Raw genomic sequence first — 22,790 nt, forward strand, 5'->3', positions numbered from 1 at the left:
ACTGAGGCTGCGGGAGTAAAGGGCTAAAACCAAGACCAATGAATCCCCACCGCATCGGATACGTTGGTCACCGATGACCGAGGACACCAACGGCGCGCCGGAGCCCCAGCCACCGGCCCTGCCCGCCGCGCTGCTGGAGCCGTGGCCGGTGATCGTGGTGATCGCCACGGGCTGGTTGATCGCCACCATCGTGTCGTTCACCGTCAGCGATCTGCAACACTGGCGCCCGTTCACGCTCGCCGGACTGGCGATCGGCGTTCTCGGCACGACTATCTTTCTGATCCAGCGCCGCGCCGTGCGCCGCGGATCTCGCGGTGCGCAAAGCGGATTGACCTGAGGAGACACCATGGCCGCACCACTGCTGCAAGCCAGCATCGACATCGACGCACCGGTCGAGAAAGTATGGGGGCTGATCTCGGACCTGAGCCGGATGCCGCAGTGGAGCCCGCAGTGCCGGTTCATGAAGACCCTCGGCCCGCTGCGCCCGGGAACCCGCACCTTCAACCTCAACCGCCGCAAGTTCGTTTTCTGGCCCACCACGTCACGCATCACCGAGGTCGTCGACAACAAGAGGCTGGCATTCCTGGTGGAAGGCAACAACACCATCTGGAGCTACGAGCTGGAACCGACCGCGACCGGCACCCGGGTGACCGAATCCCGGCACGCCGAGAACGGCACCACGGCGGTGTCCAACGCTCTGGTCGGCGCATTGTTCGGCGGAGTGCCCAGCTTCGAGGATGAACTCGTCGACGGGATGAATGCCTCGCTGGCGCGGATCAAGGCCGCCGCCGAGAATTGAGCGACGCTCACTCGGCGAGATCGAGCACACCGTCGTCGTACGGCTCGTACATCGGCGACCCGGTGCCCGGCGGTTGCGGGGTGTCCGAATGGGCCCCGCAGCCGTACTCGGCCTCCACCACATGCCCGTCGGCCGACAGGTCATTGGCGCACACACCGAACATCGTGCCCAGTGCGCCGCCGAGCGGCAGGTAGAAACCACAATCGCGGCAGACCCGGCGCGTCGAGCGGGCCATCGCCGAACCCGGCCCGTAATCGCCATCGTGCCAACGCTGCGCCGCCTGTGCCCGGCCCCACTCACTGAGCACCTGACGCCGGCCGAAGCCGAGGTCGAGGGGGGCGTCGTCGATCAGCGGATCGCCGGTGGCCACGTACCCCGGAACCAGACGCGGATCGTTCGGCGGCGGCGCCAGCAGATCGCCCGGCCCGAGATCGCCGGGCCGGATCCGCTCCTGCCACGGCACCCACTGCGGCGCCAGCAGCGCCGTCGGGCCGGGAACGAGGACCAGCTCGCTGATCGTCGCGTGGTCGGCGCCCGGGTAGGCCGCCACCACGACAGCCCACTGCCACCCGCGGTAACCGGGCAGATCGGCCAGGAACCGGTGCGTGGCCGAGGCGGCATCCTCGATGCTCGCGCCGAGGTATTCGCCCACCGCGCTCTCGCCGCTGAACTCGATCAACGCCGCCCGGGCCTGCTCGGCGGCACCCAGAAGCACGGCCTCCTGCTCCGGCGACGGCGCCTCGGGGGCGGGCGTCGCGTCTGAGTCGGGAGTCTGCTCAGCAGATTCGGTCACGCTTTCCATCGCCTCCATAGTGCCTGATCGGGGCAACCGCGGGCCACACCGGTCGCCTGTCGGCCGTCCACGCGCCGCATAAGAGAGAATCGTGGGGTGACCTACTACCCGCCGCGGCCGCCGGCCGATGACGGTGCGGAACATCCCGGAATGGCCAACTACCCCAGCGACGAGACGCCGCGCCGGCCACGCAGGCAATCGGTGCCCAGCTCCAACCGCTGGCTGCCGCCGCTCGATGAGCAACACACCGCCGCGTACTCGGCCCCGCAGGACGCGCCCCGCTCTCACGGGGTCGGCTCAGCGGCCGGCGAAAGGGTCACCGTCACTCGGGCCGCCGCGGCGCGCAGCCGCGAAATGGGCTCGCGGATGTACGGATTCGTCCACCGCGCCGCCACCGCCGACGGCGCCGACAAATCCGGTCTGACCGCACTGACCTGGCCCGTGGTGGCGAACTTCGCCGTCGACGCGGCCATGGCCGTCGCGCTGGCCAACACGCTGTTCTTCGCCGCGGCCAGCGGTGAGTCAAAGAGCAAGGTCGCGCTGTACCTGCTGATCACCATCGCGCCGTTCGCGGTGATCGCACCACTGATCGGCCCCGCGCTCGACCGCCTGCAGCACGGCCGCCGGATGGCGCTGGCCGCCTCGTTCGCGTTGCGCACCGTGCTGATCGTGGTGTTGATCGCCAACTACGACGGCGCAACCGGAAGCTATCCGTCGTGGGTGCTCTACCCTTGCGCGCTCGGCATGATGGTGCTGTCCAAATCGTTCTCGGTGCTGCGCAGCGCGGTCACCCCGCGCGTGCTGCCGCCGTCCATCGACCTGGTCCGGGTGAACTCCCGGCTGACCACCTTCGGCCTGCTCGGCGGCACCGTGGTCGGCGGCGGAATCGCCGCGGGCGCCGAATACCTGTTCAACGTGGCGCAGCTGCCCGGGGCGCTGTACGTGGTCGTCGCGGTCAGCGTCGCCGGCGCGGTGCTGGCCATGCGGATCCCCAAGTGGGTCGAGGTCACCGAGGGCGAGGTGCCCACCACGTTGAGCTACCACGGCCAGTCCGACGGCGGCCACGAGATGCGCCGTCACCCCGGCAAGCCAAAGGCCGAACGGCAGCCGTTGGGCCGCAACACCATCACCGCGCTGTGGGGCAACTGCACCATCAAGGTGATGGTCGGATTCCTGTTCCTTTACCCCGCGTTCGTCGCCAAGTCGCACGACGCCAGCGGCTGGGAGCAGCTGCTGATCCTCGGGCTGATCGGGGCCGCGGCCGGCATCGGCAACTTCGGCGGCAACATCGCCGCAACTGGTGGTGCGGGCCGCCGCCGCGGTCACCGCCGTCGCCCTGGCCACCGCGCTGACCGGGAACCTGCTGGTGGCCGCCGGGGCGACCCTCGTCACCTCCGCCGCCAGCGCCATCGCCAAGGCCTCGCTGGACGCGTCCCTGCAGGACGATCTGCCCGAAGCCTCGCGGGCATCGGCGTTCGGCCGGTCCGAATCGGTGCTGCAGCTGGCCTGGGTGGCCGGCGGCGCCACCGGGGTGCTGATCTACACAGACCTCACAGTGGGGTTCACTACGATCACGGCCGTGCTGATCTTGGGCCTGGCGCAGACCATAGTGAGTTATCGCGGCGAATCACTGATCCCCGGCCTCGGCGGTAACCGCCCGGTCCACGCCGCACGAGAAGGCGGCAACCGTGCCGCGGCAGCCCCGACGACACCACAGTGGGAGTCCCGATGAAGCGTGCCCTGGCGGTCCTTGCGGCCGTGGTCGTGCTGGCGATCGCCGGCACCACGGTCGGGGTCTGGCGGCTGCACAGTGCACACGGTGACAAGCTGCCCGAGATCAGTGCGTACTCGCACGGACACTCGGTGCGGATCGGCCCGTTCCAGTACTGCGAGGTGCTCAACCTCGACGACTGCGAGGAATCAGGCGAGACGGGCGAGCTTCGCGTCACCGAGGAAAGCCCGGTCCAGCTCTCGGTGTCCAGCGCGGTCGCGCGGGCGCCATGGCGCCTGCTGCGGGTCTACGAGAACCCGATCGACACGACGGTCACGTACTACGCACCCAAGACCACGCTGGCCGTCACCATCCCCACGGTCGATCCCAACCGGGGCCGGCTCACCGGGCTGGCGGTCCAGATGCTGACGCTCGTACAGGATCAGAACGGCGAGGAGTTCGCCCTGCCGCACGCCGAATGGTCGGTCAGCACGGTCTGGCCGGACCGCGACGAGCAGGCAGACCCGCGCTAACCCGCTGAGTGCCCGGCCGGGACCCGTTCCCCCTCGGGCGTCGGCCCCGGCGGGGTGCCGTCACCGAAAGGCCTGCCGCCCAGGGATTCCCGGCCGTGCGGCGTCAGCCAGTTGGCCAGGTCCGGGCCCTTCGGCACGATCTGCGTCGGATTGATGTCCGAATGCACGATGTAATAGTGCTGCTTGATCTGGACGAAATCGATGGTGTCGCCGAAGCCGGGTGTCTGGAACAGATCCCGTGCGTACGCCCACAGCACGTCCATCTCGGCCAGCTTGGACCGGTTGCACTTGAAATGCCCGTGATACACCGGGTCGAACCGGGCCAGCGTGGTGAACAGCCGGACATCGGCTTCGGTGATGGTGTCGCCCACCAGATAACGCTGGGTGCTCAACCGCTCGGTCAACCAGTCCAGCGCAGTGAACAACCGGTCGTAGGCGGCGTCGTAGGCCTCCTGTGAGCCGGCGAAGCCGCACCGGTACACACCGTTGTTGACCTCGGTGTAGACGCGGCGGGCCACCTCATCGATCTCGGCACGCAACGGCTCGGGGTACAGCTGCGGGGCGCCCTCGCGGTGATACTCAGTCCACTCGGTGGAGAAGTCCAGCGTCATCTGGGCGAAGTCGTTGGTGACCACCGCCCCCGTGGCGACCTCGACGATCGCGGGCACGGTGATGCCCTTCGGATAGTCGGGGTCACGCTTGAAGTACGCGTCCTGCAACCGCGGGATACCCAGCACCGGATCGACACCACCGGGATCGAGGTCGAACGTCCAACTGCGCGCATCGTGCGTCGGACCGCAGAAGCCAATGGACAGAACTCTTTCCAAGCCCAGCAGGCGTCGCACGATGATCGTGCGGTTGGCCCACGGACAGGCCCGCGCCACGATCAGCCGGTACCGGCCCGGCTCGACGGGAAATTGGCGCCCACCTCCACCATCCTCTGCTCCTCGCGTGCGCGAAGTGATCCGGGTGGTGATGTAGTTGGTGTCGCGGTTGAACTCACCGCTGCCGGTCGCGACGTAAGAGCCCTGGGTCATATCCCCAGTCTCCCCGTCGAGAGTTGACTTGTGTTCGATAAATCAACGGATCTTCGAACACAAGTCGACGTTCGGCACGCGGGTACTAGGCGTCGAGCTCCCGTGCGACGGCCTTGACCACCTCGGACACCCGGCGCGCGACCTTGCGGTCGGGGTAGCGCCCCTTGCGCAGCTCCGGCTGCACGATGTCCTCGAGCAGCGTGATCATGTCCGAAACCATGCCGTGCAGCTCATCGGGAGTGTGCTTGTGCTCGGGACGCTCGGCCTCGCGCCGGGACCGGCTCAGGCTCGGCGGCGGATCGATCAGCTTGAGGCTCAACGCCTGCGGGCCACGCCGACCCGCGGCCACGCCGAACTCCACACGTTGACCGGCCTTGAGGCCTTCGACACCCGCGGGCAACGCCGAGGACCGCACATAGACGTCCTCACCGTCCTCCTGGGACAGGAAGCCGAAGCCCTTTTCGGCGTCGTACCACTTCACCTTGCCGGTCGGCACTGCTACTCACCCGCTCGTCTTGTCAGAACTACGTACACACATAAAGTTCGCGCCCCGTCAGCGCCGGGACGCGATGCAGCGATCTTACTCGGGCCTGGCTGGGTGCTTCACCCCTATTACTCGGTACGCTTGGAACCACCTCTGGAAGAGAGATGCGCCGGTAATGCGAGTGATCCTGAACATCATCTGGTTGATCTTCGGCGGCCTGTGGCTGGCGCTGGGATATCTGCTGGCCGCGTTGATCTGCTTCGTCCTGATCATCACCATCCCGTTCGGGTTCGCCTCGCTGCGCATCGCCTCGTATGCGCTGTGGCCGTTCGGCCGCACGATCGTGGACAAGCCCGGTACCCGCCCCGGGGCGCTGATCGGCAACATCATCTGGGTGCTGCTGTTCGGCATCTGGCTGGCCATCGGCCACCTGGTCAGCGCGGCGGCGATGGCCGTCACCATCATCGGAATCCCCTTGGCGCTGGCCGATCTCAAGATGATCCCGGTCTCACTGGTGCCGCTGGGCAAGGAGATCGTCCCGGTCGACTCGCTGAAGGCCGCGGCATGACGCTGACCTCGCTCGGATTGCCCACCGTGAACCGGTCCGGCGGGGCGCCCCTGGAGCCGGCCCCGACGAGTGGCCCGCTGGTGGACACCTACGGCCGGGTCGCCACCGACCTGCGGGTGTCGCTGACCGACAAGTGCAATCTGCGATGCACCTACTGCATGCCCGCCGAGGGGCTGGACTGGCTGCCCGGCGAGGCGCTGTTGAGCGCCGCCGAACTGAGCCGGCTGTTGCGCATCGCCGTCACCCGGCTCGGCATCACGAGCGTGCGGTTCACCGGTGGCGAGCCGCTGGTCACCCGCCACCTCGAGGAGGTGGTGGCAGCCGCGGCATCGCTGCAGCCGCGACCGGAGATCACGCTGACCACCAACGGCATCGGGCTGGACCGACGAGCCGCGGGCCTCAAACAGGCCGGGCTGGACCGGATCAACGTGTCACTGGACAGCGTCGACGCCGCACACTTCGCCCGCATCACCCGCCGGGACCGGTTGGCCGACGTGCTCGACGGCCTGGCGGCCGCCAAGGCGGCCGGGCTGCAACCGGTGAAGGTCAACGCGGTACTCGACCCGGTCTCGGGTCTCGACGACGTGGTGGACCTGCTGGGCTACTGCCTGGATCACGGATATCAGCTGCGGATCATCGAGCAGATGCCGCTGGACGCCGGGCACACCTGGCAGCGCGGCACGGTGATCGATGCCGAGGCCATCCTGACCACGCTGCGCCGTCACTTCGATCTGCGGGCCGATCCGAAGCCGCGCGGGTCGGCCCCGGCCGAGCTGTGGCAGGTCGCCGCGAGCGCCGAACATCCGGCAGGCAGCGTCGGCGTGATCGCCTCGGTGACGCACGCCTTCTGCTCCGCCTGCGACCGCACCCGATTGACCGCCGACGGCCAGATCCGCAGCTGCCTGTTCTCCACCGAGGAGAGCGATCTGCGCGCGCTGCTGCGCGGCGGCGCCGACGACGCCGCGATCGAGGCGGCCTGGCGGGCTGCGATGTGGGCCAAGCCCGCGGGGCACGGCATCAACGACCCGGATTTCGTTCAGCCCGTGCGGCCGATGAGCGCGATCGGCGGCTAGATGGCAGAGCACACCGTGGCCGTGACGGTCCGTTATTTCGCTGCTGCGGCCGCCGCGGCCGGAGTTGATACGGAAACGTTAGATTTGGCAAAGGATTCCACGATCGCGACGCTCGTCGAGCACCTCAGCGGTCGCGACACCGAACTCGCTCGAGTGTTAAAGCGCTGCTCATACCTGTTGGACGGCGTTGCGGTCCGAGATCTGGGCAAGCCGGTGTCAACGTCTCAAACCCTGGATGTGTTACCGCCATTCGCCGGCGGCTAACGTGATTTGCATCACATAACGAAATGGTCACGAGCTGGCTACAGCGCGGTGGAGCGACGCATCCACCTGCGACAACGCAAAAATAACCTGCACCTTTAAACAACTTTTAGAGTTTGCTCCGAGCCAAAACGCCCGAGGCCGCTAAAGGTGACGGGATAGCGGGGAGCCGTTACCGTTCATTCCCAAGTCAACGGACCCTAATCAGTTGACCCACCCCAGACCGGTAGCGCCGAGCTCCATCCACCGGGCGGGGGTTACGACGAACAACAAGGATGGAGGCGGGGGACCCAACCGGTCCACCGATTTATTTCAGGACCAGGAGCCGCTTGCGGCCCCTTGGGGTGAAGCCGTCGCCGTTTCGACGACGCCGGCCGGGTGACCTCTCCCACCCGAACCCGACAGCTGACCTCGTGGGCGCCTACGAGAGGACCTTCACGCTTATGAGTGGACGGCATCGCAAGCCCGCTTCCTCGTCTTCAGCAAAGAATGTCGCCAAGATCGCCTTCACCGGCGCTGTGCTCGGTGGAAGCGGCCTCGCCCTGGCCGGTCAGGCCATGGCCGCCACCGACGGCGAGTGGGACACCGTGGCTCGTTGCGAGTCCGGCGGTAACTGGGCGATCAACACCGGCAACGGCTACCACGGCGGCCTGCAGTTCTCCCCCAGCACGTGGTCCTCCCACGGCGGCGGTGAGTACGCACCCAACGCCTACCTGGCCACCAAGGAAGAGCAGATCGCCGTCGCCGAGCGCGTGCTGGCCAGCCAGGGCAAGGGCGCTTGGCCCACCTGCGGCCGCGGCCTCTCGGGCGCCACCCCGCGCAACGTGGTCGCCGAGCCCGCTCCGGCCCCGCTGGACGCCCCCGCGGTCAACGGTGAACTGCCGCCCCCGCCCGAAGCTCCGGCCCCGGCCCCCGAGGCCGCTCCGATGGACGCCCCGCTGCCGGCCCCCGAAGCTCTGCCGCCCGCCCCGGAGAACCTGCCGCCGGCCCCCGAGGCCCCGGCCCCGGCGCCTGAGGCCGCCCCGATGGACGCCGCACTGGCGCCCGCCCCTGAGGCCGCCCCGATCACCGACGCCGCACTGCAGGTGCCCGCCCCGGAGGCCCCCGCTCCGGCACCCGAAGCGGCGCCTGCCCCCGTGCAGCCGGTCAACTACGTCGATCAGATCCAGCAGGCCATCGAGAACCAGGGCCTCGACGGCAACGTCGTCATCGGCTGAGTTTCAGGCCGAACCGACCCACTCGTCGGTGCCGTCGGAGAAGTACTGGTGCTTCCACACCGGTAGCCGCTCTTTGACGGTGTCGACGAGACGGGCACAGGTTTCGAACGCCGCCCTGCGATGGTCCGCTGCCACAGCGGCCACCAGGGCGGCGTCTCCTATCTGCAGGGTTCCGATGCGGTGGCTGACCGCGATGGCGCGGACGCCGGTGGCCTGTGCGGCGACCTCTGTGGCCACCTCTTGCAAGGTCTGAAGCGCATTGGGATGCGCGGAGTAGTCGAGCCGGGTGACCGAACGCCCGGCGTCGTGATCACGCACCACCCCGGAGAACCCCACCACCGCTCCGGCCGCCTCATGGGCCACCAGCGCCTCGTACTCGGTCAGCGAGATCGGGGTTTCGGTCAGCTCGACACGCAGAACAGATGCGCTGGTGCTCATCGGACATGGTCCTTCCCGCTGAGCTGGTCCAACGCGTGCTCCAGCACTCCGGCCAGCACACCCAGCCCGTCCTTGACTCCGCCCGGCGACCCGGGGAGGTTGATGATCAGCGTTCGCCCGGCGACACCGCAGACGCCGCGCGAGAGCACCGCGGTGGGCACCTTGTGCACGCCGGCCCGCCGGATCGCGTCGGCCAACCCGGGGATCTGATAGTCGAGTACCGACATGGTGGATTCCGGCGTGGCATCCGTGGGTGAGATGCCGGTACCGCCGGAGGTGATGATCAGGTCGACGCGCTCGGACAGGGCGGCCCGCAGGGCGTCGGCGACGGCGTGCCCGTCGGCGACCACCATCTGCTCGGTGACGTCGTAACCGCGATCGGAAAGCCAGCCGACGATGAGAGGGCCGGTCCGGTCGTCGTACACCCCGGCTGCGGCACGGGTGGAGGCGATGATGACCCGCGCCGAACGCGTCACTGAGTAGTTCTTTCCCACAATCCCGTTTTACCGCCTTCTTTGCGCAACACCTTGATGTCGTCGATGCGCGCGGCGGGGTCGACGGCCTTGATCATGTCGTACAGCGTCAGCGCGGCGACGCTCACCGCGGTCAGGGCTTCCATCTCCACCCCGGTGCGGTCGGTGCTGCGCACGGTGGCGGTGATGGCCACCGCGGCCTCGCGGGCGTCGAAATCCACGTCGACGCCCGTCAGGGCCAACTGATGGCACAGCGGAATCAGCTCGGGAGTCCGCTTGGCGGCCATGATCCCGGCCACCCGTGCGGTGGCCAGGGCATCACCCTTGGGCAGCCCGCCCGAGGCGATCAGGGCCACCACATCCGGGCGCGTGTGCAAGGTGCCCACGGCCACCGCGGTGCGCTTGGTGACGTCCTTGGCCGAGACGTCGACCATGTGCGCCGCGCCGGACTCGTCGAGATGCGACAGTCCCACCGTTACCTGTTGACGACAGTGACCGACTGGATGAAGGGCAGCTCGTCGGCCGGCAATGGAAAGGTCACATCGCCGAACGGTGACAGTGCGCCGGTGCGGTCGGTGGCGAGCTCGCTTACGGCGTGATCATCGCCGTCGGAGAGCACGGGCCAGCCGTTGTCGACGTAATGGTTCTTCTTCTTGTCAGCCACGCCCCACATTGTGGCAGGCTCCTCATCCGGTGGCGAGACCGGCGGGCTGCTTTACGCTGGTCAGGATATGACCGCCGCACAGACTCCCGGAATCCCGCTGGGTGCCTGGCTGTCCGACCTCGACGACTTGGGCCTGATCCGCCTGCTGGAACTGCGGCCCGACCTGAGCCAGCCGCCACCCGGAACGATCGCCGCGCTTGCCGCGCGCGCCACCTCACGGCAGTCGGTGAAGGCTGCCACCGATTCCCTGGACTTCCTGCGGCTGGCCGTCCTGGATGCGCTGCTGGTCCTGCACGCCGACACCCACGCCGTCCCCGTTTCGGCGGTCAGCGATCTGCTGGGCGAGCGCGTCGGCGCCGATGAGGTGACCGCTGCGCTCGAGGATCTGCGCGAGCGGGCCCTGGTGTGGGGCGAGGCCACCGTCCGGCTGGCGCCCGAGGCGGCCGCCGGCCTGCCGTGGTTCGTCGGCCAGGCGTCAGTGGAGGTGTCCGACCGCAGCGCCGGGGAGATCGCCGCGCTCCTCGACAGCCTCGACGAGGCGCAGAGCGACCTGCTGGCCCGGCTGCTGGAGGGCTCGCCCATGGGCCGCACCCGCGACGCGGCGCCGGACACCCCACCGGACCGGCCGGTGCCGCGCCTGGTGGAGGCCGGGCTGCTGCGCCGGATCGACGACGAGACGGTGATCCTGCCGCGGGTGGTCGGCCAGGTCATGCGCGGCGAGGCGCCCGGCCCGGTGGAGTTGACCAAGCCGGTACTGCAGACGACGTCGACGACGCCTGCCGACGTGGACGCCGTAGCCGCCGGTGCGGCCATCGACCTGCTGCGCGAGATCGACCTGATCATCGAAACCCTCGGCAGCACACCGGTTCCCGAGCTACGCAACGGCGGGCTCGGGGTGCGCGACGTCAAACGGCTGGCCAAGACCACCGGCATCGACGAACCGCGCCTGGGGCTGCTGCTGGAACTGGCCGCGGGCGCGGGACTGATCGCCGCCGGCATGCCCGACCCCGACCCCGGCGACGGTACGGGGCCCTACTGGGCGCCGACGGTGGCCGCCGACCGGTTCATCGAATCCCCGACCGCCGTGCGCTGGCACCTGCTGGCCGCAACCTGGCTGGACCTGCCGGCCCGGCCCGCCCTGATCGGCAGCCGCGGGCCGGACAACAAACCCTTTGCCGCCCTGTCGGATTCGCTGTACTCGACCGCGGCCCCACTGGACCGGCGGCTGATGCTGAGCGTGCTGGCCGAGCTGCCGCCGGCGCGGGCGATGATGTGGCGGCGGCCGCGCTGGGCGGCGCGGCTGCAGCCGGCGACCGTCAGCGGACTGCTCGCCGAAGCGCATGCCCTGGGCATGGTGGGCCGCGGCGCGATCAGCACGCCGGCCCGCGGGCTGCTGGCCGGCGACCCCGACGAAGACGTGCTGGCCGCGATGGACAAGGCGCTGCCCAAACCACTCGACCACTTCCTGCTGCAGGCCGACCTGACGGTGATCGTGCCCGGTCCGCTGGAGCGGGACCTGGCCGAGCACCTGGCCGAGGTGGCCACTGTCGAATCGGCGGGCGCGGCCATGGTCTACCGGATCAGCGAGGCATCCATCCGGCGCGCGCTCGATGCCGGTCGGACCGCCAGCGAGTTGCACACCCTGTTCGAGAAACACTCGAAAACACCGGTGCCGCAAGGTTTGACGTACCTCATCGACGACGTCGCGCGCCGCCACGGCCAGCTGCGGGTCGGGATGGCCACGTCGTTCCTGCGGTGCGAGGATCCAGCCCTGCTGGCTCAGGCGATCGCCTCCCCGGGCGCCGACCGCCTCGAGCTGCGGCTGCTGGCCCCAACCGTGGCGGTGTCTCAGGCACCGATCGCCGATGTGCTGACCGTGCTGCGCGAAGCCGGTTTCGCGCCGGCCGCCGAGGACTCCACCGGCACCGTCGTCGACATCAGGGCCCGCGGCGCGCGCGTCGTCGCACCGACTCGCCGCCGGGTCTACCGCCCGCCCACGCCGCCGACCGCGCAGACCCTCGGGGCGATCGTCGCGGTGCTGCGCAAGGTGGCTTCGGGACCGTTCGCCGGTGTACGTCTGGACCCGGCGATGGCCATCACCCAGCTGCAGGACGCCGCGATCAACCAGACCGCCGTGGTGATCGGCTACGTCGACCCGGCCGGGGTGGCCACGCAGCGGGTGGTCTCCCCCATCAACGTGCGCGGCGGTCAGCTGACCGCGTTCGATCCGGCAGCCGGCCGGGTCCGCGAGTTCGCGATCCACCGCGTGACATCGGTGGTCTCGGCCGACAACTAGCGCGAACCGGAATAATGGGCGGGATGAGTTTTCCCGCCGTGAGTGAAATGGATCCCGCATGACTGACGGCCCGCTGATCGTGCAGTCCGACAAGACGGTGCTGCTCGAGGTCGACCATGAGCAGGCCGGGGCGGCCCGCGCCGCCATCGCGCCGTTCGCCGAGCTCGAACGTGCCCCCGAGCACGTGCACACCTACCGCATCACGCCGCTGGCGCTGTGGAATGCCCGCGCGGCCGGCCACGACGCCGAGCAGGTGGTCGATGCGCTGGTCAGCTTCTCGCGCTACCCGGTGCCGCAGCCGCTGCTGGTCGACATCGTCGACACCATGGCCCGCTACGGTCGGCTACAGCTGATCAAGCACCCCGCGCACGGGTTGACTCTGGTGAGCCTGGACCGCGCGGTGCTCGAGGAGGTCCTGCGCAACAAGAAGATCGCCCCGATGCTGGGCGCGCGCATCGACGACGACACCGTGATCGTGCACAACAGCGAGCGCGGCCGGGTCAAGCAGATGCTGCTCAAGATCGGCTGGCCGGCCGAGGACCTGGCCGGCTACGTCGACGGCGAGGCGCATCCGATCGAGCTGGCCCAGGACGGCTGGCAGCTGCGCGACTACCAGGAGATGGCCGCAGACTCGTTCTGGGCGGGCGGCTCGGGTGTGGTGGTGCTGCCGTGTGGTGCGGGTAAGACGCTGGTCGGGGCGGCCGCGATGGCCAAGGCCGGCGCGACGACGCTGATCCTGGTCACCAACACCGTGGCCGGGCGGCAGTGGAAGCGCGAGCTGGTGGCCCGCACCTCACTCACCGAGGACGAGATCGGCGAGTACTCGGGTGAGAAGAAGGAGATCCGGCCGGTCACCATCGCCACATACCAGGTGATCACCCGCCGCACCAAGGGCGAGTACAAGCATCTGGAGCTGTTCGACAGCCGCGACTGGGGGCTGATCATCTACGACGAGGTGCACCTGCTGCCCGCCCCGGTGTTCCGGATGACGGCCGATCTGCAGTCCCGGCGCCGGCTGGGCCTGACCGCGACGCTGATCCGCGAGGATGGGCGCGAAGGCGACGTGTTCTCACTGATCGGGCCGAAGCGCTACGACGCGCCGTGGAAGGACATCGAGGCCCAGGGCTGGATCGCCCCCGCCGAGTGCATCGAGGTGCGGGTGACGATGACCGACAACGAGCGGATGCTCTATGCCACCTCCGAGCCCGAGGAACGCTACAAGCTGTGCTCGACGGTGCACACCAAGATCGCGGTGGTCCGCTCGATCCTGGACCGCCATCCGGGCGAACCGACCCTGGTGATCGGTGCCTACCTGGATCAGCTGGAAGAGCTGGGCCAGGAACTGAATGCCCCGGTGATCCAGGGGTCGACGAAGAACTCCGAACGCGAGGCCCTGTTCGACGCGTTCCGGCGCGGCGAGATCTCCACCCTGGTGGTCAGCAAGGTGGCGAACTTCTCCATCGACCTACCGGAAGCATCTGTGGCCGTTCAGGTTTCGGGCACCTTCGGCTCCCGCCAGGAAGAGGCGCAGCGGCTGGGCCGGCTGCTGCGACCCAAGGCCGGCGGCGGTGGGGCGGTGTTCTACTCGGTGGTCTCACGCGATTCGCTGGATGCCGAGTATGCCGCGCACCGGCAACGGTTCCTGGCCGAGCAGGGCTACGGCTACGTGATCAAGGACGCCGACGACTTGCTGGGCCCGGCGATATGACAGTGCGGCGGGTGATGCCCGTGCTGACGGTTTCCGACTTGTCTGTCGCCGAGGCATACACCGGGACCCTCGGGCGGACCGAGGTGATGAACCACGGCTGGATCGTCACCCTGGCCGATACCGAGCTCCGCCATCAGGTGAGCCTGATGACCAAAGATGCGACAGCGCCGGTGAATCCGTCGGTTTCGATCGAAGTCGACGACGTCGACGCCGCGTACGCGGCCGCCGTCGAGGCGGGCTTGGAGATCGTGCATCCGCTGAGCGACGAGGAGTGGGGCGTGCGGCGGTTCTTCTTCGCAGACGCGGCGGGCAACGTGGTCAACGTGCTCAGCCACCGCGGGTAGACCTCTTGCGCACCGTCATCAGCAACTCTCCGTCCGGACCGCCGGTGAAGGTGAGCTCGCGGCGTAGCCGTTGACCCGGCACCAGGTCGAGCTCGAAACGCTGTGCGAGAGTGGCGATCACCAACGCGGCCTCGAAGCTGGCGAACCCCGAGGCGACGCACATCCGCCGGCCCGCACCGAACGGCATCTGGGCACGGCGCTGCGGTCCGTCGAGGTTCTCCTTCAGGAACCGCTCCGGATCGTATGTGTCAGCGTTCTCCCACACCCGTTCGTTGTGGTGCATGCTGTGGGTCAGAATGGCGACGCTGGTGCCGGCCTTGATCGGGTAATCCCCCAGCACGTCATCGGATTTCGCGACGCGGGCCACACCCATGATGGGTGGGTAGACGCGCATCGCCTCGGCCACCACGGCCTGTGTCCACGGCAGGTTCTCGACATCGTCGGCGGTGGGTTCTCGACCGCCGAGCACCTCGTCGAGTTCACGCCCGAGCCGATCGCGCGCATCCGGGTTCTGCGACAGCAGGTACCAGGTCCACGCCAGCGCTGCCGCGGTGGTTTCGAAGCCCGCACCGAGGAACGTCATGACCTCGTCGCGGATCTCCAGATCGCGGTAGCGGTAACCGGTTTCGGGATCCTCGGCGGCAATCAACAAGGCCAGCAGATTGTCGGTGCGCTGAATCTTGCCGCTGCGGTGGTCGGCGATGAGCTGGTCGATGAACCGTTCGATGCGCCGCAGCCCGAGCCGAGCCCGGGGTGCGACCACCCATGCGCCGCGCCGCAACGCGTTGATCGAGAACCGCGGCGACGAAAGCCGCTCGGCGATCCGGCGCAGTGGCCGGGCCGCCCCGAGCAGGAACCCGTAGCCGAAAAGCGTCAACAGACGGGCGAAGTCGGTGCGCATCTGCTCGGCGAGGCGGCCGTCGAGCTCGATGCCGAACATCGTGCGGGCGATGATGTCCAGGGTCACGTAGTTCATCTCGGCGGCGATGTCCACCGGCTGACCGGCGGCCAGGTTTGCCTCCCAGCGCCGGGCGGCGGCCATACCGGCCTCGGTCATCTGCGGCGCGAAGGCATCCACCTGCCGCTTGGCGAAGATCGGTTGGACCAAACGCCGGTTACGTTGCCACAGTTCATCATTGAGGTCGGTGACCAGACCCCGCCCGAACGCCACCGCCAGCAGGTCGTACTCGGCATTCTTGGCGTAGTTGTCCTGATTGGACACCAGCACGTGACGGGCGATATCGGGATTGCGGACCACCACGAACTTGGCCAGCGGTGTGCGGGCGACGACGATGTCGTCCTGGCCGGGCAGTTCGGTGGCGTACTCGTAGATGGTGTGCCGGTAGCCGGCCCGGATCGCCTTGAGGGCCAGCCACCACGATGTGAGGTACCCGATCTCGGTGTGCTGCCAGCGCACCGGCGTCGGCGCCCAGCGCGGTGGGTGCAATGCCCCGGTCCCGCGAACTGGGCATGCGCTGTTGGCAGTTTGCGCGCTGGGCACGTTCATCCGGCCACCTCCCCGTGAGCGCCGGACAGCCAGCCCGGACTCGGGGTATACAGTACCGGCGGTACCGGGTTAAAGCCAGCGTCAACCTCTAGGTGTGCGGCCCCATGCTCTTGACGACGGTAAGCAGCACCACCGAGTCCGCGAGCGCGTGCAGGCTGTGCCGGGTGCGCGGGATCACGATGTGATCGCCGGGCGAACCCTCCCAGCTGGCTTCGGAGTTGGCCAGTCTCACCCTGCCCTCGATCACCTGGAGCGTGGCCTCACCGGGGCTCTCGTGCTCATCGAGCCCGGTGCCCTCGGTCAGCGCGATCAGCGTCTGGCGCAGCTGGTGCTCATGCCCGCCGTAGACCGTATGCGCACTGCGTCCGCTGCTGGCCGTGCGGGCTGAGGCCAACTGCTGACGGGCGATCGCGGTGAGCGAGATCTTCTCCATACCCACAGATCGTGCCACCTCCGGTTGATGAACCGTGAACAATTTCCCACGCTACGCCCGAACCTGCGCCGAGCGGCCCAGGACAGCACCGACCGGTGAGAGACACCACCTTCCAGCTGAGAGCCTTTCGGTCGTGGCGATACCGGATCGGCGCACCGCACGATGGGCCGATGCGCACACACCGACACGTCGCCAGAACCGCGGCGGCACTGGCGTCGGCGATGGGGATCGGCCGCTTCGTCTACACCCCGATCCTGCCGCTGATGTCGGCGCAGGCCGGTCTCACCGCCCACGATGCCGCGGTCCTGGCCACGGCGAACTATGTGGGTTATCTCGCCGGTGCGGTGGCGGGTTCGGTCTGGCCGCGGCTGGCCCGCTCGGTCACGGCGTGCCGCGTGTGCCTCCTGATCATGGCGGCCAGCCTGGCCGCGATGCCGTTGTCTACGAACACTTTCGAATGGGCAGTCCTGCGCACGGTGGCCGGATTCACCAGTGCCCTGGTGTTCGTGATCGCCGTCAACACCATGCTCGAGCACCTGCACGGGCACCCCGCGCACCTAGCTGTACTTGGACAGGACGTTGGTAGCAGGCGTGTTGGCTTGATGTGAGGAGAACCTCCGGGTGAGGTGTGGATTGTCTAGGTCCATTTCCCGCCGGAGGTTCTCGTGTCCCACCGTAATGCCCGCACGACGTTTCATGGTCGCCTGCTGATGGTGCGCCGCTATCAAGCTGGCTGGCCCAAGGCTCATATCGCCGCGGCAATGGGGGTGTCACGCAAGTGCGTGCATACCTGGATCAGCCGGTTTGAAGCCGAGGGCCAGGCCGGCCTGGCCGACCGGTCGTCACGTCCGCACTCGATGCCGGCCCGAACTCCGCGCCGGCTGGAAAACCAGATCGTTGCATGGCGCAAACGCCACCAGTGCGGCCCTGACGAGATCAGCGCCAAGTTGGGGGTGTGCCCACGAACAGTGTCGCGGGTGCTCAACCGCCGTCAGATGCCCTATCTACGCGACCTGGACCCGATGACCGGGCAGGTCATCCGCGCCTCGAAGGCCACAGCCGTGCGCTACGAACGACTCCGCCCCGGCGAACTGGTCCACATGGACGTCAAGAAACTGGGACGAATTCCCGACGGTGGCGGTTGGCGGGCGCACGGCCGACAGGGTGGCGGCAATCGAAGTCGCAGGAACGGAAGCGGATTCGACTATGTGCATTCGCTAGTCGATGACCATTCGCGTCTTGCCTATTCCGAAATCTTGCCTGACGAGAAAGGACCGACCTGTGCGGCATTTTTACGTCGGGCGGCCCTGAACTTCCGCTCCTACGGAATCGAGGTCATCGAAGCGGTGATGACCGACAACGCCTGGGCTTACCGCCACTCAATCCGCGACGTGTGCGCGCAGCTGGGCGCACGGCAAGTGTTCATCAAGCCGCACTGCCCGTGGCAGAACGGCAAGGTCGAGCGCCTCAACCGGACCTTGCAGACCGAATGGGCCTACAAGCGTGTGTTCGCTTCCAACGCCGACCGCGCTGCAGCCCTTGCGCCCTGGCTCAAGGACTACAACACTCAACGACGTCACAGCGCACTCGGCGGCCTCCCACCGATCAGCCGACTGACACCAACCTCATGACTCAGTACACCTAGCCGGCTGGGGATTCGGCGGGGTCGGGGCCGGAATCGCCCTGTCCGCGCTGCTGGTGCTGGCCGCCGGGGACTGGAAGGTGGCCTGGTGGGCCGCCGCGGCGGTGGCGGTCGTGCTGGGCGCCTGCGCCTGGTCGATGCCCGGCGTCCCGCACGGCAACCCAACCGCGCCGGCCGCCGATGCCCGGCCACCCCACGGCGCGTTCACCTTGCTGCTGACCAGCTACACGCTGGAAGGGATCGGATACATCATCGCCGGCACCTTCCTGGTAGCGGCCGTTGCGCAGGGCGCACCACCCTGGCTGGGCGGGAGCACGTGGCTGGTTGTCGGGCTCGCCACGGTGCCGTCGGCAGCGCTGTGGGCGGCGCTGAGCGGCAGGTGGTCACATCCGATGCTGCTGATGGCGGCGCTGGCCCTGCAGGCGGTGGGGATCGCCGTGGCCGGCGCGCTCGGCGGGGTCACCGCCGCACTGGTTGGCGCCGTGCTGTTCGGCGGGACCTTCATCGGTGTCAGCACGCTGGCCCTGGCGGCCGGGCGGCTGCTGCGGTATCCGCGCGCTGTCGCCCTCCTCACCACCGGGTACTCGGTGGGCCAGATCCTCGGGCCACTGGTGGTTGCCCCGTTGTTGCACCACGGTTTCGGACCCGCACTGCTGGTGGGTGCGGTCGTGGTGCTAGCCGCCGCGGCAGTGTCCGGGGTGATGCGGATCGTCGTCCGGCACCCAGGTATCGGGGGCGCCCAGCACGAGATCGCCTGTACCTCGGGTGAACTCGTCGACCACGGCGAGCACGGCCGGGCTGGACTCGCCACGACGCCAGACCAACGACCACGTCCATAACGGTGTCGGAGCCACCACCGGGCGCCGCACCAGGCCGGCGGGCAATGGTGCATCCTGCCCTTTGGGGTTGTTGAGGACGGGACGGCCCAGCCGCCGGACATGCTCGAAGAACGTCGGACCGGTCACGCCGCCGTCGTCCGTACGCATCACCGGCGCCCCGAACGCGGCGGCGAACTGTTCGCCGTAGCGATTCCACGACGACCAGCTCGCCGCATCCGTATCGATCAGAACCGTGGTGTCGCGTGCAGTGACCGGGGATTCGTCGGTGCCGGCGGACAGGGCGTACAGCCGATCCACCCCGATCAGCCTGGCCTGCAACGACAACGAGTCCAGGTCGGCACCCTGAACCCAGCAGATCGCCAAGTCCAGGCTGCCCTCGGAGACCCGGGCCGCCTGGGTGTGTGACGGCATGACCCAGGTGTCCACCCGTACCTGGGCCACCCCGGCGGCCCGCTCGGCCCAATCGGTCGGACACCAGTTCACATACCCGATCCGGACCGGCTCCGACATCGCCAGACCTTGTGCGCGCCTGCGCAATTCATCCGCCTGCGCCACGAGTGCCCGCGCCTCTGGCAGCAATGAACTGCCCGCCTGAGTCAGCGCCACCGACCGGCGGTCACGGTCGAACAGGGTGACCTTGAGATCGCGCTCCAACGCCTTGATCTGCTGGGACAGCGACGGCCCGGCGATCCGCAGGCGCTCGGCCGCCCGGCCGAAGTTCAGTTCCTCGGCGACGGTGACGAAATAGCGCAGCTGCCGTAGCTCCACCGTTGCAGCGTAGTAGGCGCAGCCTCCCAGCAGAGAGCCAACAGGTCCCGTCGCGCGGACATCACCGGCACCCGCGATCACGTTGAGCCAGGCATCCGACCAACCGAAGGAGACCATCCCATGAGCACCACACCACACGTCGCAGTCATCACCGGCGCCTCCCAGGGCATCGGCGAGGCCCTGGTCGCGGGCTACCGCAAGCTGGGTTACGCCGTCGTCGCCAACTCCCGCAACATCGGCGAGAGCGACGACCCGATGGTGCTGGCGGTGCCGGGCGACATCGGGCAGCCCGGCGTCGGCAGGCAGCTGATCGACGCCGCCGTCGAGCGCTTCGGCCGCGTCGACACCCTCGTCAACAACGCCGGCATCTTCATCGCCAAACCGTTCACCGAATACACCGACGCCGACTACGACGCCATCACCGGCGTGAACCAGCGCGGCTTCTTCGAACTCACCCGGGCCGGCATCGCCGCCATCGAGTCACACGGCGAAGGCGGTCACGTCGTCACGATCTCCACGAGCCTCGTCGACCACGCCAACTCCCAGGTGCCCTCGGCCCTGGCATCCCTGACCAAGGGCGGGCTGAATGCCGCGACCAAGGCCCTGGCAGTCGAGTACGGCACCCGTGGCATCCGCGCCAACGCTGTCGCACTCGGCACCATCCGCACCCCGATGCACGCGCCCGAAACCCACGCGTTCCTCTCGGCCCTGCACCCGGTCGGCCACATGGGCGATATCGACGATGTGGTCGACGCGGTGCTGTACTTGGAGCGGGCCGGCTTCGTCACCGGCGAAATCCTGCACGTGGACGGAGGCCAAAGTGCCGGGCACTGAGGAGAACACGGCGGCCATCGTCCGCGCGGCCCTCGACGAGTGGAAAGCCGGCATCGACACGCATGACCCACAGCGGGTGGCCGACGTGTTCACCGCCGACGCCATCTTCCAGGGCCTGCGGCCCTACAGCGTCGGGCGTCAGGGAGTCTTCGACTACTACGACTCCCAGCCGCAGGGCATGACCGTGGATTTCCGCTTCCTGGAAACCCGCAGGCCCGCCGATGATGTGGCGCTGGGATACCTGGTCGCGGAATTCGCGTTCCGCGACCGGGATCCCGTGCACCTCAACCTCAGCGTGGTGGTGACCCGCACCGACGACGATTGGCGCATCGCGCACTACCAGGTCAGCCCGGTGCCGCAACCTCCTGGGCACCGATACGGGGCCGGAGATTAAATCACCCGGAGTGAATCTCCGTCGTAGCCGAACCGGCTGCGCAGCTGAACGAGCAGACGCTCGGCCTCGGCGATACGCGCGTGCAGCCGGACCAGTGCTTCCGGCACGGGCGCATCCGCCACCCGGCTGCGTTCCCGCACCCGTCGCCACCGCAGTTCGGTAGCGGCGAGAAGGTCCTTCAGCTCGGCGATCTCGTCGATCAGAATGTCCTCGAACAGCCGCGATTGGGCCACGTCAGCGCTGTGCACGGGCCTGGAACAGTCGAGGGTGGCGGCCGCGCGCGAAACCATGCGCGGCAGCGGGTTGAGCACCGCGGCCGTATCGGCCCCGACTGTCGGTGCGGAGATGCTTCCGCTACCGAATTCCCGTGATATCAGCGTCACGTGGGGATCATGGAGCACCCACCCGGCTCCCAGCGATGACACAGGTGTAACCCGAGATAACGGCTCTGGTCATCTGCCCGTCATGCGATGTACGTTTGACGGCCTTTGCGCCCGGGCCTAGCTCAGTGCGGGGATGACCTTCTGCTCGAACAGCTCGATACCGGACCGGTCATAGGCGGCCTCCGGGAAGTACAGGATCGCGTACTCACAACCGAGGTCGCGCATCCGCTGCAGCTTCTCGACGACCTGTTCGGGTGTACCGCTTGCCGATTCGGGCGCGGTGGCGTTGGCGAGCATGGCATCGACGGCAGTCTCCCCTGCCACGGGTGCCTGCCGGGCCCGTAACCGCGCGACGCGCTCGGCGACGTCGGCCTCCGAGTCGCCGATGACGGCGTTGAAGTTGGCCGACCGCACGATCGCGCCATAGTCGGTTCCGACGTCGCGGCAATGGTCGGCAAGGACCTGCGACTTGTGGGCAAAGCCCTCGGGCTCGGAGGTGAAGTTGGTGTACTGCGCGTACTTGGCTGCGATGCGCAGCGTCACCTTCTCCCCACCTCCGGCGATCCACAACGGAATACCGGTGTCCTGCAACGGCTTAGGTGCGACGATCGCGCCGTCGACCTGGTAGTGCTTGCCGTCGAAGCTGACCCGCCCGTCGCGCCAGGCGTCGCGCATGATCTGGACACCCTCGTCGAGCCGGCCCAACCGCACGCCCGCCGACGGGAAACCGTAGCCGTAGGCCCGCCACTCGTGTTCATACCAGCCGCCGCCGATACCCATCTGCACGCGGCCGCCGGAGATGATGTCGGTGGTGGCGGCGATCTTGGCCAGGTATGCCGGATTGCGGTAGCTCATCGCGGTACACATCTGGCCCAGCTTGATCCGCGACGTAGTGGCAGCATAGGCAGCCATCAACGACCAGGCCTCGTGCGTCGCCTCGTCGGTCGGCACCGGAACGGTGTGGAAGTGGTCGTAGACCCACAGCGAGTCCCAGTCGCCCGCGTCAGCGTAGGAAGCCAGGTCACGCATCACCGGCCAGTGGTTTTCGGTGGGAATGTCGACGAGGTCAAGGCGCCAGCCCTGCGGGATGAAGAGTCCGAAGCGCATGGACCCCGACTCTACGACGCCGACCCCTGTCGCGGTACGGGGCTAGCCTGGAATTCATGGCCCTTTCGAAGGATGAACGCGAACAGTTTCTTGCCGAACCGCACATCGCCGCCCTCTCGGTCTACGCCGGCGACAAGCGCGGTCCGCTGACCGTCCCGATCTGGTACCAGTACACCCCCGGTGGGGAGCCGTGGGTGTTGACCGGAGTGGGATCACGCAAGCACCGGCTGATCGAGGCGGCCGGCCATCTGACGTTGATGGTCGAGCGGCTTGAGCCGACGGTGCGCTATGTGGCCGTCGACGGTCCGGTCACCCGCATCGAGCCGGGCACCGACGAGCAGCTCGTCGAGATGACCAAGCGCTACCTGGCGCCGGAGAAGGTGGAGCCGTACCTGGAGTTCGCCCGCCGCGAGCACGGTGAGAGCGTCGCGGTGTTCTTCAAGCCCGAGCACTGGCTGTCCTCTGACCTGGGTTCGCTGTGACC

Annotated in this window: 26 protein-coding genes, 3 pseudogenes and 1 riboswitch; of the genes and pseudogenes, 17 read left to right on the forward strand and 12 right to left on the reverse strand. The window is 68.2% G+C overall.

Annotated elements, in window-relative coordinates:
* Positions 1 to 73: 73 nt before the first annotated feature.
* Positions 74 to 337, forward strand: coding sequence for a DUF2530 domain-containing protein (locus BN2156_RS28135; RefSeq protein WP_090518215.1), 264 nt, complete (start codon positions 74 to 76; stop codon positions 335 to 337).
* Between the two features lie 9 nt (positions 338 to 346).
* Positions 347 to 799 carry an SRPBCC family protein gene (locus BN2156_RS28140; protein WP_090518216.1) on the forward strand — a complete coding sequence of 151 codons (453 nt, stop codon included), beginning with the start codon at positions 347 to 349 and terminating at the stop codon, positions 797 to 799.
* 7 nt (positions 800 to 806) lie between these two features.
* On the opposite strand, the gene BN2156_RS28145 is transcribed toward BN2156_RS28140, so the two are convergent.
* Positions 807 to 1,601, reverse strand: a complete 795-nt coding sequence (locus tag BN2156_RS28145; RefSeq protein ID WP_162490989.1) for a DUF3027 domain-containing protein — start codon at positions 1,599 to 1,601, stop codon at positions 807 to 809.
* Positions 1,602 to 1,742: 141 nt separating this feature from the next.
* On the opposite strand from BN2156_RS28145, the pseudogene BN2156_RS28150 reads away from it, so the two are divergent.
* A pseudogene (locus BN2156_RS28150) lies at positions 1,743 to 3,324 on the forward strand (MFS transporter).
* On the forward strand, positions 3,321 to 3,836 hold the full coding sequence (locus BN2156_RS28155; protein WP_090518217.1) for a DUF2771 domain-containing protein: 516 nt from the start codon (positions 3,321 to 3,323) through the stop codon (positions 3,834 to 3,836). Before BN2156_RS28150 ends, BN2156_RS28155 begins: the two are co-directional and overlap by 4 nt.
* On the opposite strand, the gene BN2156_RS28160 is transcribed toward BN2156_RS28155, so the two are convergent.
* A complete protein-coding gene (locus BN2156_RS28160) occupies positions 3,833 to 4,873 on the reverse strand; it encodes a glutathione S-transferase family protein (protein WP_090518218.1) in 1,041 nt (346 codons plus the stop codon). The genes BN2156_RS28155 and BN2156_RS28160 overlap by 4 nt on opposite strands.
* Before the next feature lie 85 nt (positions 4,874 to 4,958).
* A complete protein-coding gene (locus BN2156_RS28165) occupies positions 4,959 to 5,369 on the reverse strand; it encodes a cold-shock protein (RefSeq protein ID WP_090518219.1) in 411 nt (136 codons plus the stop codon).
* A gap of 163 nt (positions 5,370 to 5,532) precedes the next feature.
* Between BN2156_RS28165 and BN2156_RS28170 the strand changes: the two genes are divergently transcribed.
* From BN2156_RS28170 to BN2156_RS28185, 4 genes are all read left to right on the forward strand, one after another.
* On the forward strand, positions 5,533 to 5,925 hold the full coding sequence (locus BN2156_RS28170; protein ID WP_036392054.1) for a YccF domain-containing protein: 393 nt from the start codon (positions 5,533 to 5,535) through the stop codon (positions 5,923 to 5,925).
* Positions 5,922 to 6,998, forward strand: coding sequence for a GTP 3',8-cyclase MoaA (moaA, locus tag BN2156_RS28175; RefSeq protein ID WP_090518220.1), 1,077 nt, complete (start codon positions 5,922 to 5,924; stop codon positions 6,996 to 6,998). The genes BN2156_RS28170 and moaA overlap by 4 nt, the downstream gene beginning before the upstream one ends.
* Positions 6,999 to 7,262: a MoaD/ThiS family protein gene (locus BN2156_RS28180; protein ID WP_090518221.1), complete on the forward strand. Its 264-nt coding sequence runs from the start codon at positions 6,999 to 7,001 to the stop codon at positions 7,260 to 7,262. It abuts the gene before it with no gap.
* 247 nt (positions 7,263 to 7,509) lie between these two features.
* A riboswitch (cyclic di-AMP (ydaO/yuaA leader) is annotated at positions 7,510 to 7,694 on the forward strand.
* A gap of 8 nt (positions 7,695 to 7,702) precedes the next feature.
* The gene (locus tag BN2156_RS28185) at positions 7,703 to 8,476 is read left to right on the forward strand and encodes a transglycosylase family protein (RefSeq protein WP_090518222.1); all 774 of its coding nucleotides are present in this window, start codon (positions 7,703 to 7,705) and stop codon (positions 8,474 to 8,476) included.
* A 3-nt stretch (positions 8,477 to 8,479) separates the two neighbouring features.
* Here the strand turns inward: BN2156_RS28185 and BN2156_RS28190 are convergent, their stop codons facing one another.
* The 4 genes from BN2156_RS28190 to BN2156_RS28205 are packed head-to-tail and all read right to left on the reverse strand — an operon-like array spanning position 8,480 to position 10,060.
* The gene (locus BN2156_RS28190; protein WP_090518223.1) at positions 8,480 to 8,914 is read right to left on the reverse strand and encodes a molybdenum cofactor biosynthesis protein MoaE; all 435 of its coding nucleotides are present in this window, start codon (positions 8,912 to 8,914) and stop codon (positions 8,480 to 8,482) included.
* Positions 8,911 to 9,390 carry a MogA/MoaB family molybdenum cofactor biosynthesis protein gene (locus tag BN2156_RS28195; RefSeq protein ID WP_162490990.1) on the reverse strand — a complete coding sequence of 160 codons (480 nt, stop codon included), beginning with the start codon at positions 9,388 to 9,390 and terminating at the stop codon, positions 8,911 to 8,913. The genes BN2156_RS28190 and BN2156_RS28195 overlap by 4 nt, the downstream gene beginning before the upstream one ends.
* A complete protein-coding gene (moaC, locus tag BN2156_RS28200; RefSeq protein WP_090518225.1) occupies positions 9,387 to 9,860 on the reverse strand; it encodes a cyclic pyranopterin monophosphate synthase MoaC in 474 nt (157 codons plus the stop codon). The genes BN2156_RS28195 and moaC overlap by 4 nt, the downstream gene beginning before the upstream one ends.
* A 2-nt stretch (positions 9,861 to 9,862) precedes the next feature.
* On the reverse strand, positions 9,863 to 10,060 hold the full coding sequence (locus BN2156_RS28205; RefSeq protein ID WP_090518226.1) for a hypothetical protein: 198 nt from the start codon (positions 10,058 to 10,060) through the stop codon (positions 9,863 to 9,865).
* A gap of 58 nt (positions 10,061 to 10,118) precedes the next feature.
* Between BN2156_RS28205 and BN2156_RS28210 the strand changes: the two genes are divergently transcribed.
* The 3 genes from BN2156_RS28210 to BN2156_RS28220 are packed head-to-tail and all read left to right on the forward strand — an operon-like array spanning position 10,119 to position 14,399.
* Positions 10,119 to 12,347, forward strand: coding sequence for a helicase-associated domain-containing protein (locus tag BN2156_RS28210; RefSeq protein WP_090518227.1), 2,229 nt, complete (start codon positions 10,119 to 10,121; stop codon positions 12,345 to 12,347).
* Positions 12,348 to 12,405: 58 nt separating this feature from the next.
* The gene (locus BN2156_RS28215; protein WP_090518228.1) at positions 12,406 to 14,055 is read left to right on the forward strand and encodes a DNA repair helicase XPB; all 1,650 of its coding nucleotides are present in this window, start codon (positions 12,406 to 12,408) and stop codon (positions 14,053 to 14,055) included.
* Positions 14,052 to 14,399: a VOC family protein gene (locus tag BN2156_RS28220; RefSeq protein WP_090518229.1), complete on the forward strand. Its 348-nt coding sequence runs from the start codon at positions 14,052 to 14,054 to the stop codon at positions 14,397 to 14,399. Before BN2156_RS28215 ends, BN2156_RS28220 begins: the two co-directional genes overlap by 4 nt.
* On the opposite strand, the gene BN2156_RS28225 is transcribed toward BN2156_RS28220, so the two are convergent.
* Complete coding sequence (locus BN2156_RS28225) at positions 14,383 to 15,906, reverse strand: cytochrome P450 (RefSeq protein ID WP_090518230.1); 1,524 nt, start codon at positions 15,904 to 15,906, stop codon at positions 14,383 to 14,385. The genes BN2156_RS28220 and BN2156_RS28225 overlap by 17 nt on opposite strands.
* Before the next feature lie 88 nt (positions 15,907 to 15,994).
* The gene (locus BN2156_RS28230; RefSeq protein WP_090518231.1) at positions 15,995 to 16,339 is read right to left on the reverse strand and encodes a cupin domain-containing protein; all 345 of its coding nucleotides are present in this window, start codon (positions 16,337 to 16,339) and stop codon (positions 15,995 to 15,997) included.
* A 170-nt stretch (positions 16,340 to 16,509) separates the two neighbouring features.
* Between BN2156_RS28230 and BN2156_RS28235 the strand changes: the two are divergent.
* The 3 genes and pseudogenes from BN2156_RS28235 to BN2156_RS28245 all read left to right on the forward strand — a co-directional run.
* A pseudogene (locus BN2156_RS28235) lies at positions 16,510 to 16,902 on the forward strand (YbfB/YjiJ family MFS transporter); the annotation flags it as partial.
* Between the two features lie 102 nt (positions 16,903 to 17,004).
* Positions 17,005 to 17,970: an IS481 family transposase gene (locus tag BN2156_RS28240; RefSeq protein WP_090517112.1), complete on the forward strand. Its 966-nt coding sequence runs from the start codon at positions 17,005 to 17,007 to the stop codon at positions 17,968 to 17,970.
* A 52-nt stretch (positions 17,971 to 18,022) separates the two neighbouring features.
* A pseudogene (locus BN2156_RS28245) lies at positions 18,023 to 18,613 on the forward strand (YbfB/YjiJ family MFS transporter); the annotation flags it as partial.
* A gap of 42 nt (positions 18,614 to 18,655) precedes the next feature.
* Here BN2156_RS28245 and BN2156_RS28250 read toward each other — a convergent pair.
* A complete protein-coding gene (locus BN2156_RS28250) occupies positions 18,656 to 19,588 on the reverse strand; it encodes a LysR family transcriptional regulator (RefSeq protein WP_090518620.1) in 933 nt (310 codons plus the stop codon).
* A gap of 120 nt (positions 19,589 to 19,708) precedes the next feature.
* Here BN2156_RS28250 and BN2156_RS28255 point away from each other — a divergent pair, with 120 nt between their 5' ends.
* Both BN2156_RS28255 and BN2156_RS28260 read left to right on the forward strand, forming a co-directional pair.
* On the forward strand, positions 19,709 to 20,422 hold the full coding sequence (locus tag BN2156_RS28255) for an SDR family NAD(P)-dependent oxidoreductase (protein WP_090518233.1): 714 nt from the start codon (positions 19,709 to 19,711) through the stop codon (positions 20,420 to 20,422).
* On the forward strand, positions 20,409 to 20,816 hold the full coding sequence (locus tag BN2156_RS28260) for an SgcJ/EcaC family oxidoreductase (RefSeq protein WP_235625526.1): 408 nt from the start codon (positions 20,409 to 20,411) through the stop codon (positions 20,814 to 20,816). The genes BN2156_RS28255 and BN2156_RS28260 overlap by 14 nt, the downstream gene beginning before the upstream one ends.
* Here the strand turns inward: BN2156_RS28260 and BN2156_RS28265 are convergent.
* Together BN2156_RS28265 and BN2156_RS28270 are read right to left on the reverse strand one after the other, a co-directional pair.
* Positions 20,813 to 21,199, reverse strand: a complete 387-nt coding sequence (locus BN2156_RS28265) for a hypothetical protein (RefSeq protein WP_090518235.1) — start codon at positions 21,197 to 21,199, stop codon at positions 20,813 to 20,815. The two genes, BN2156_RS28260 and BN2156_RS28265, sit on opposite strands and share 4 nt — an antisense overlap.
* A gap of 117 nt (positions 21,200 to 21,316) precedes the next feature.
* A complete protein-coding gene (locus BN2156_RS28270) occupies positions 21,317 to 22,306 on the reverse strand; it encodes an LLM class F420-dependent oxidoreductase (protein ID WP_090518236.1) in 990 nt (329 codons plus the stop codon).
* 56 nt (positions 22,307 to 22,362) lie between these two features.
* Here BN2156_RS28270 and BN2156_RS28275 point away from each other — a divergent pair, with 56 nt between their 5' ends.
* Entirely contained in the window at positions 22,363 to 22,788 is a 426-nt protein-coding gene (locus BN2156_RS28275) for a pyridoxamine 5'-phosphate oxidase family protein (RefSeq protein ID WP_090518237.1), read from the forward strand.
* The last annotated feature ends 2 nt before the right edge of the window (positions 22,789 to 22,790 follow it).

Source organism: Mycolicibacterium neworleansense (assembly GCF_001245615.1).
Classification (GTDB): domain Bacteria; phylum Actinomycetota; class Actinomycetes; order Mycobacteriales; family Mycobacteriaceae; genus Mycobacterium; species Mycobacterium neworleansense.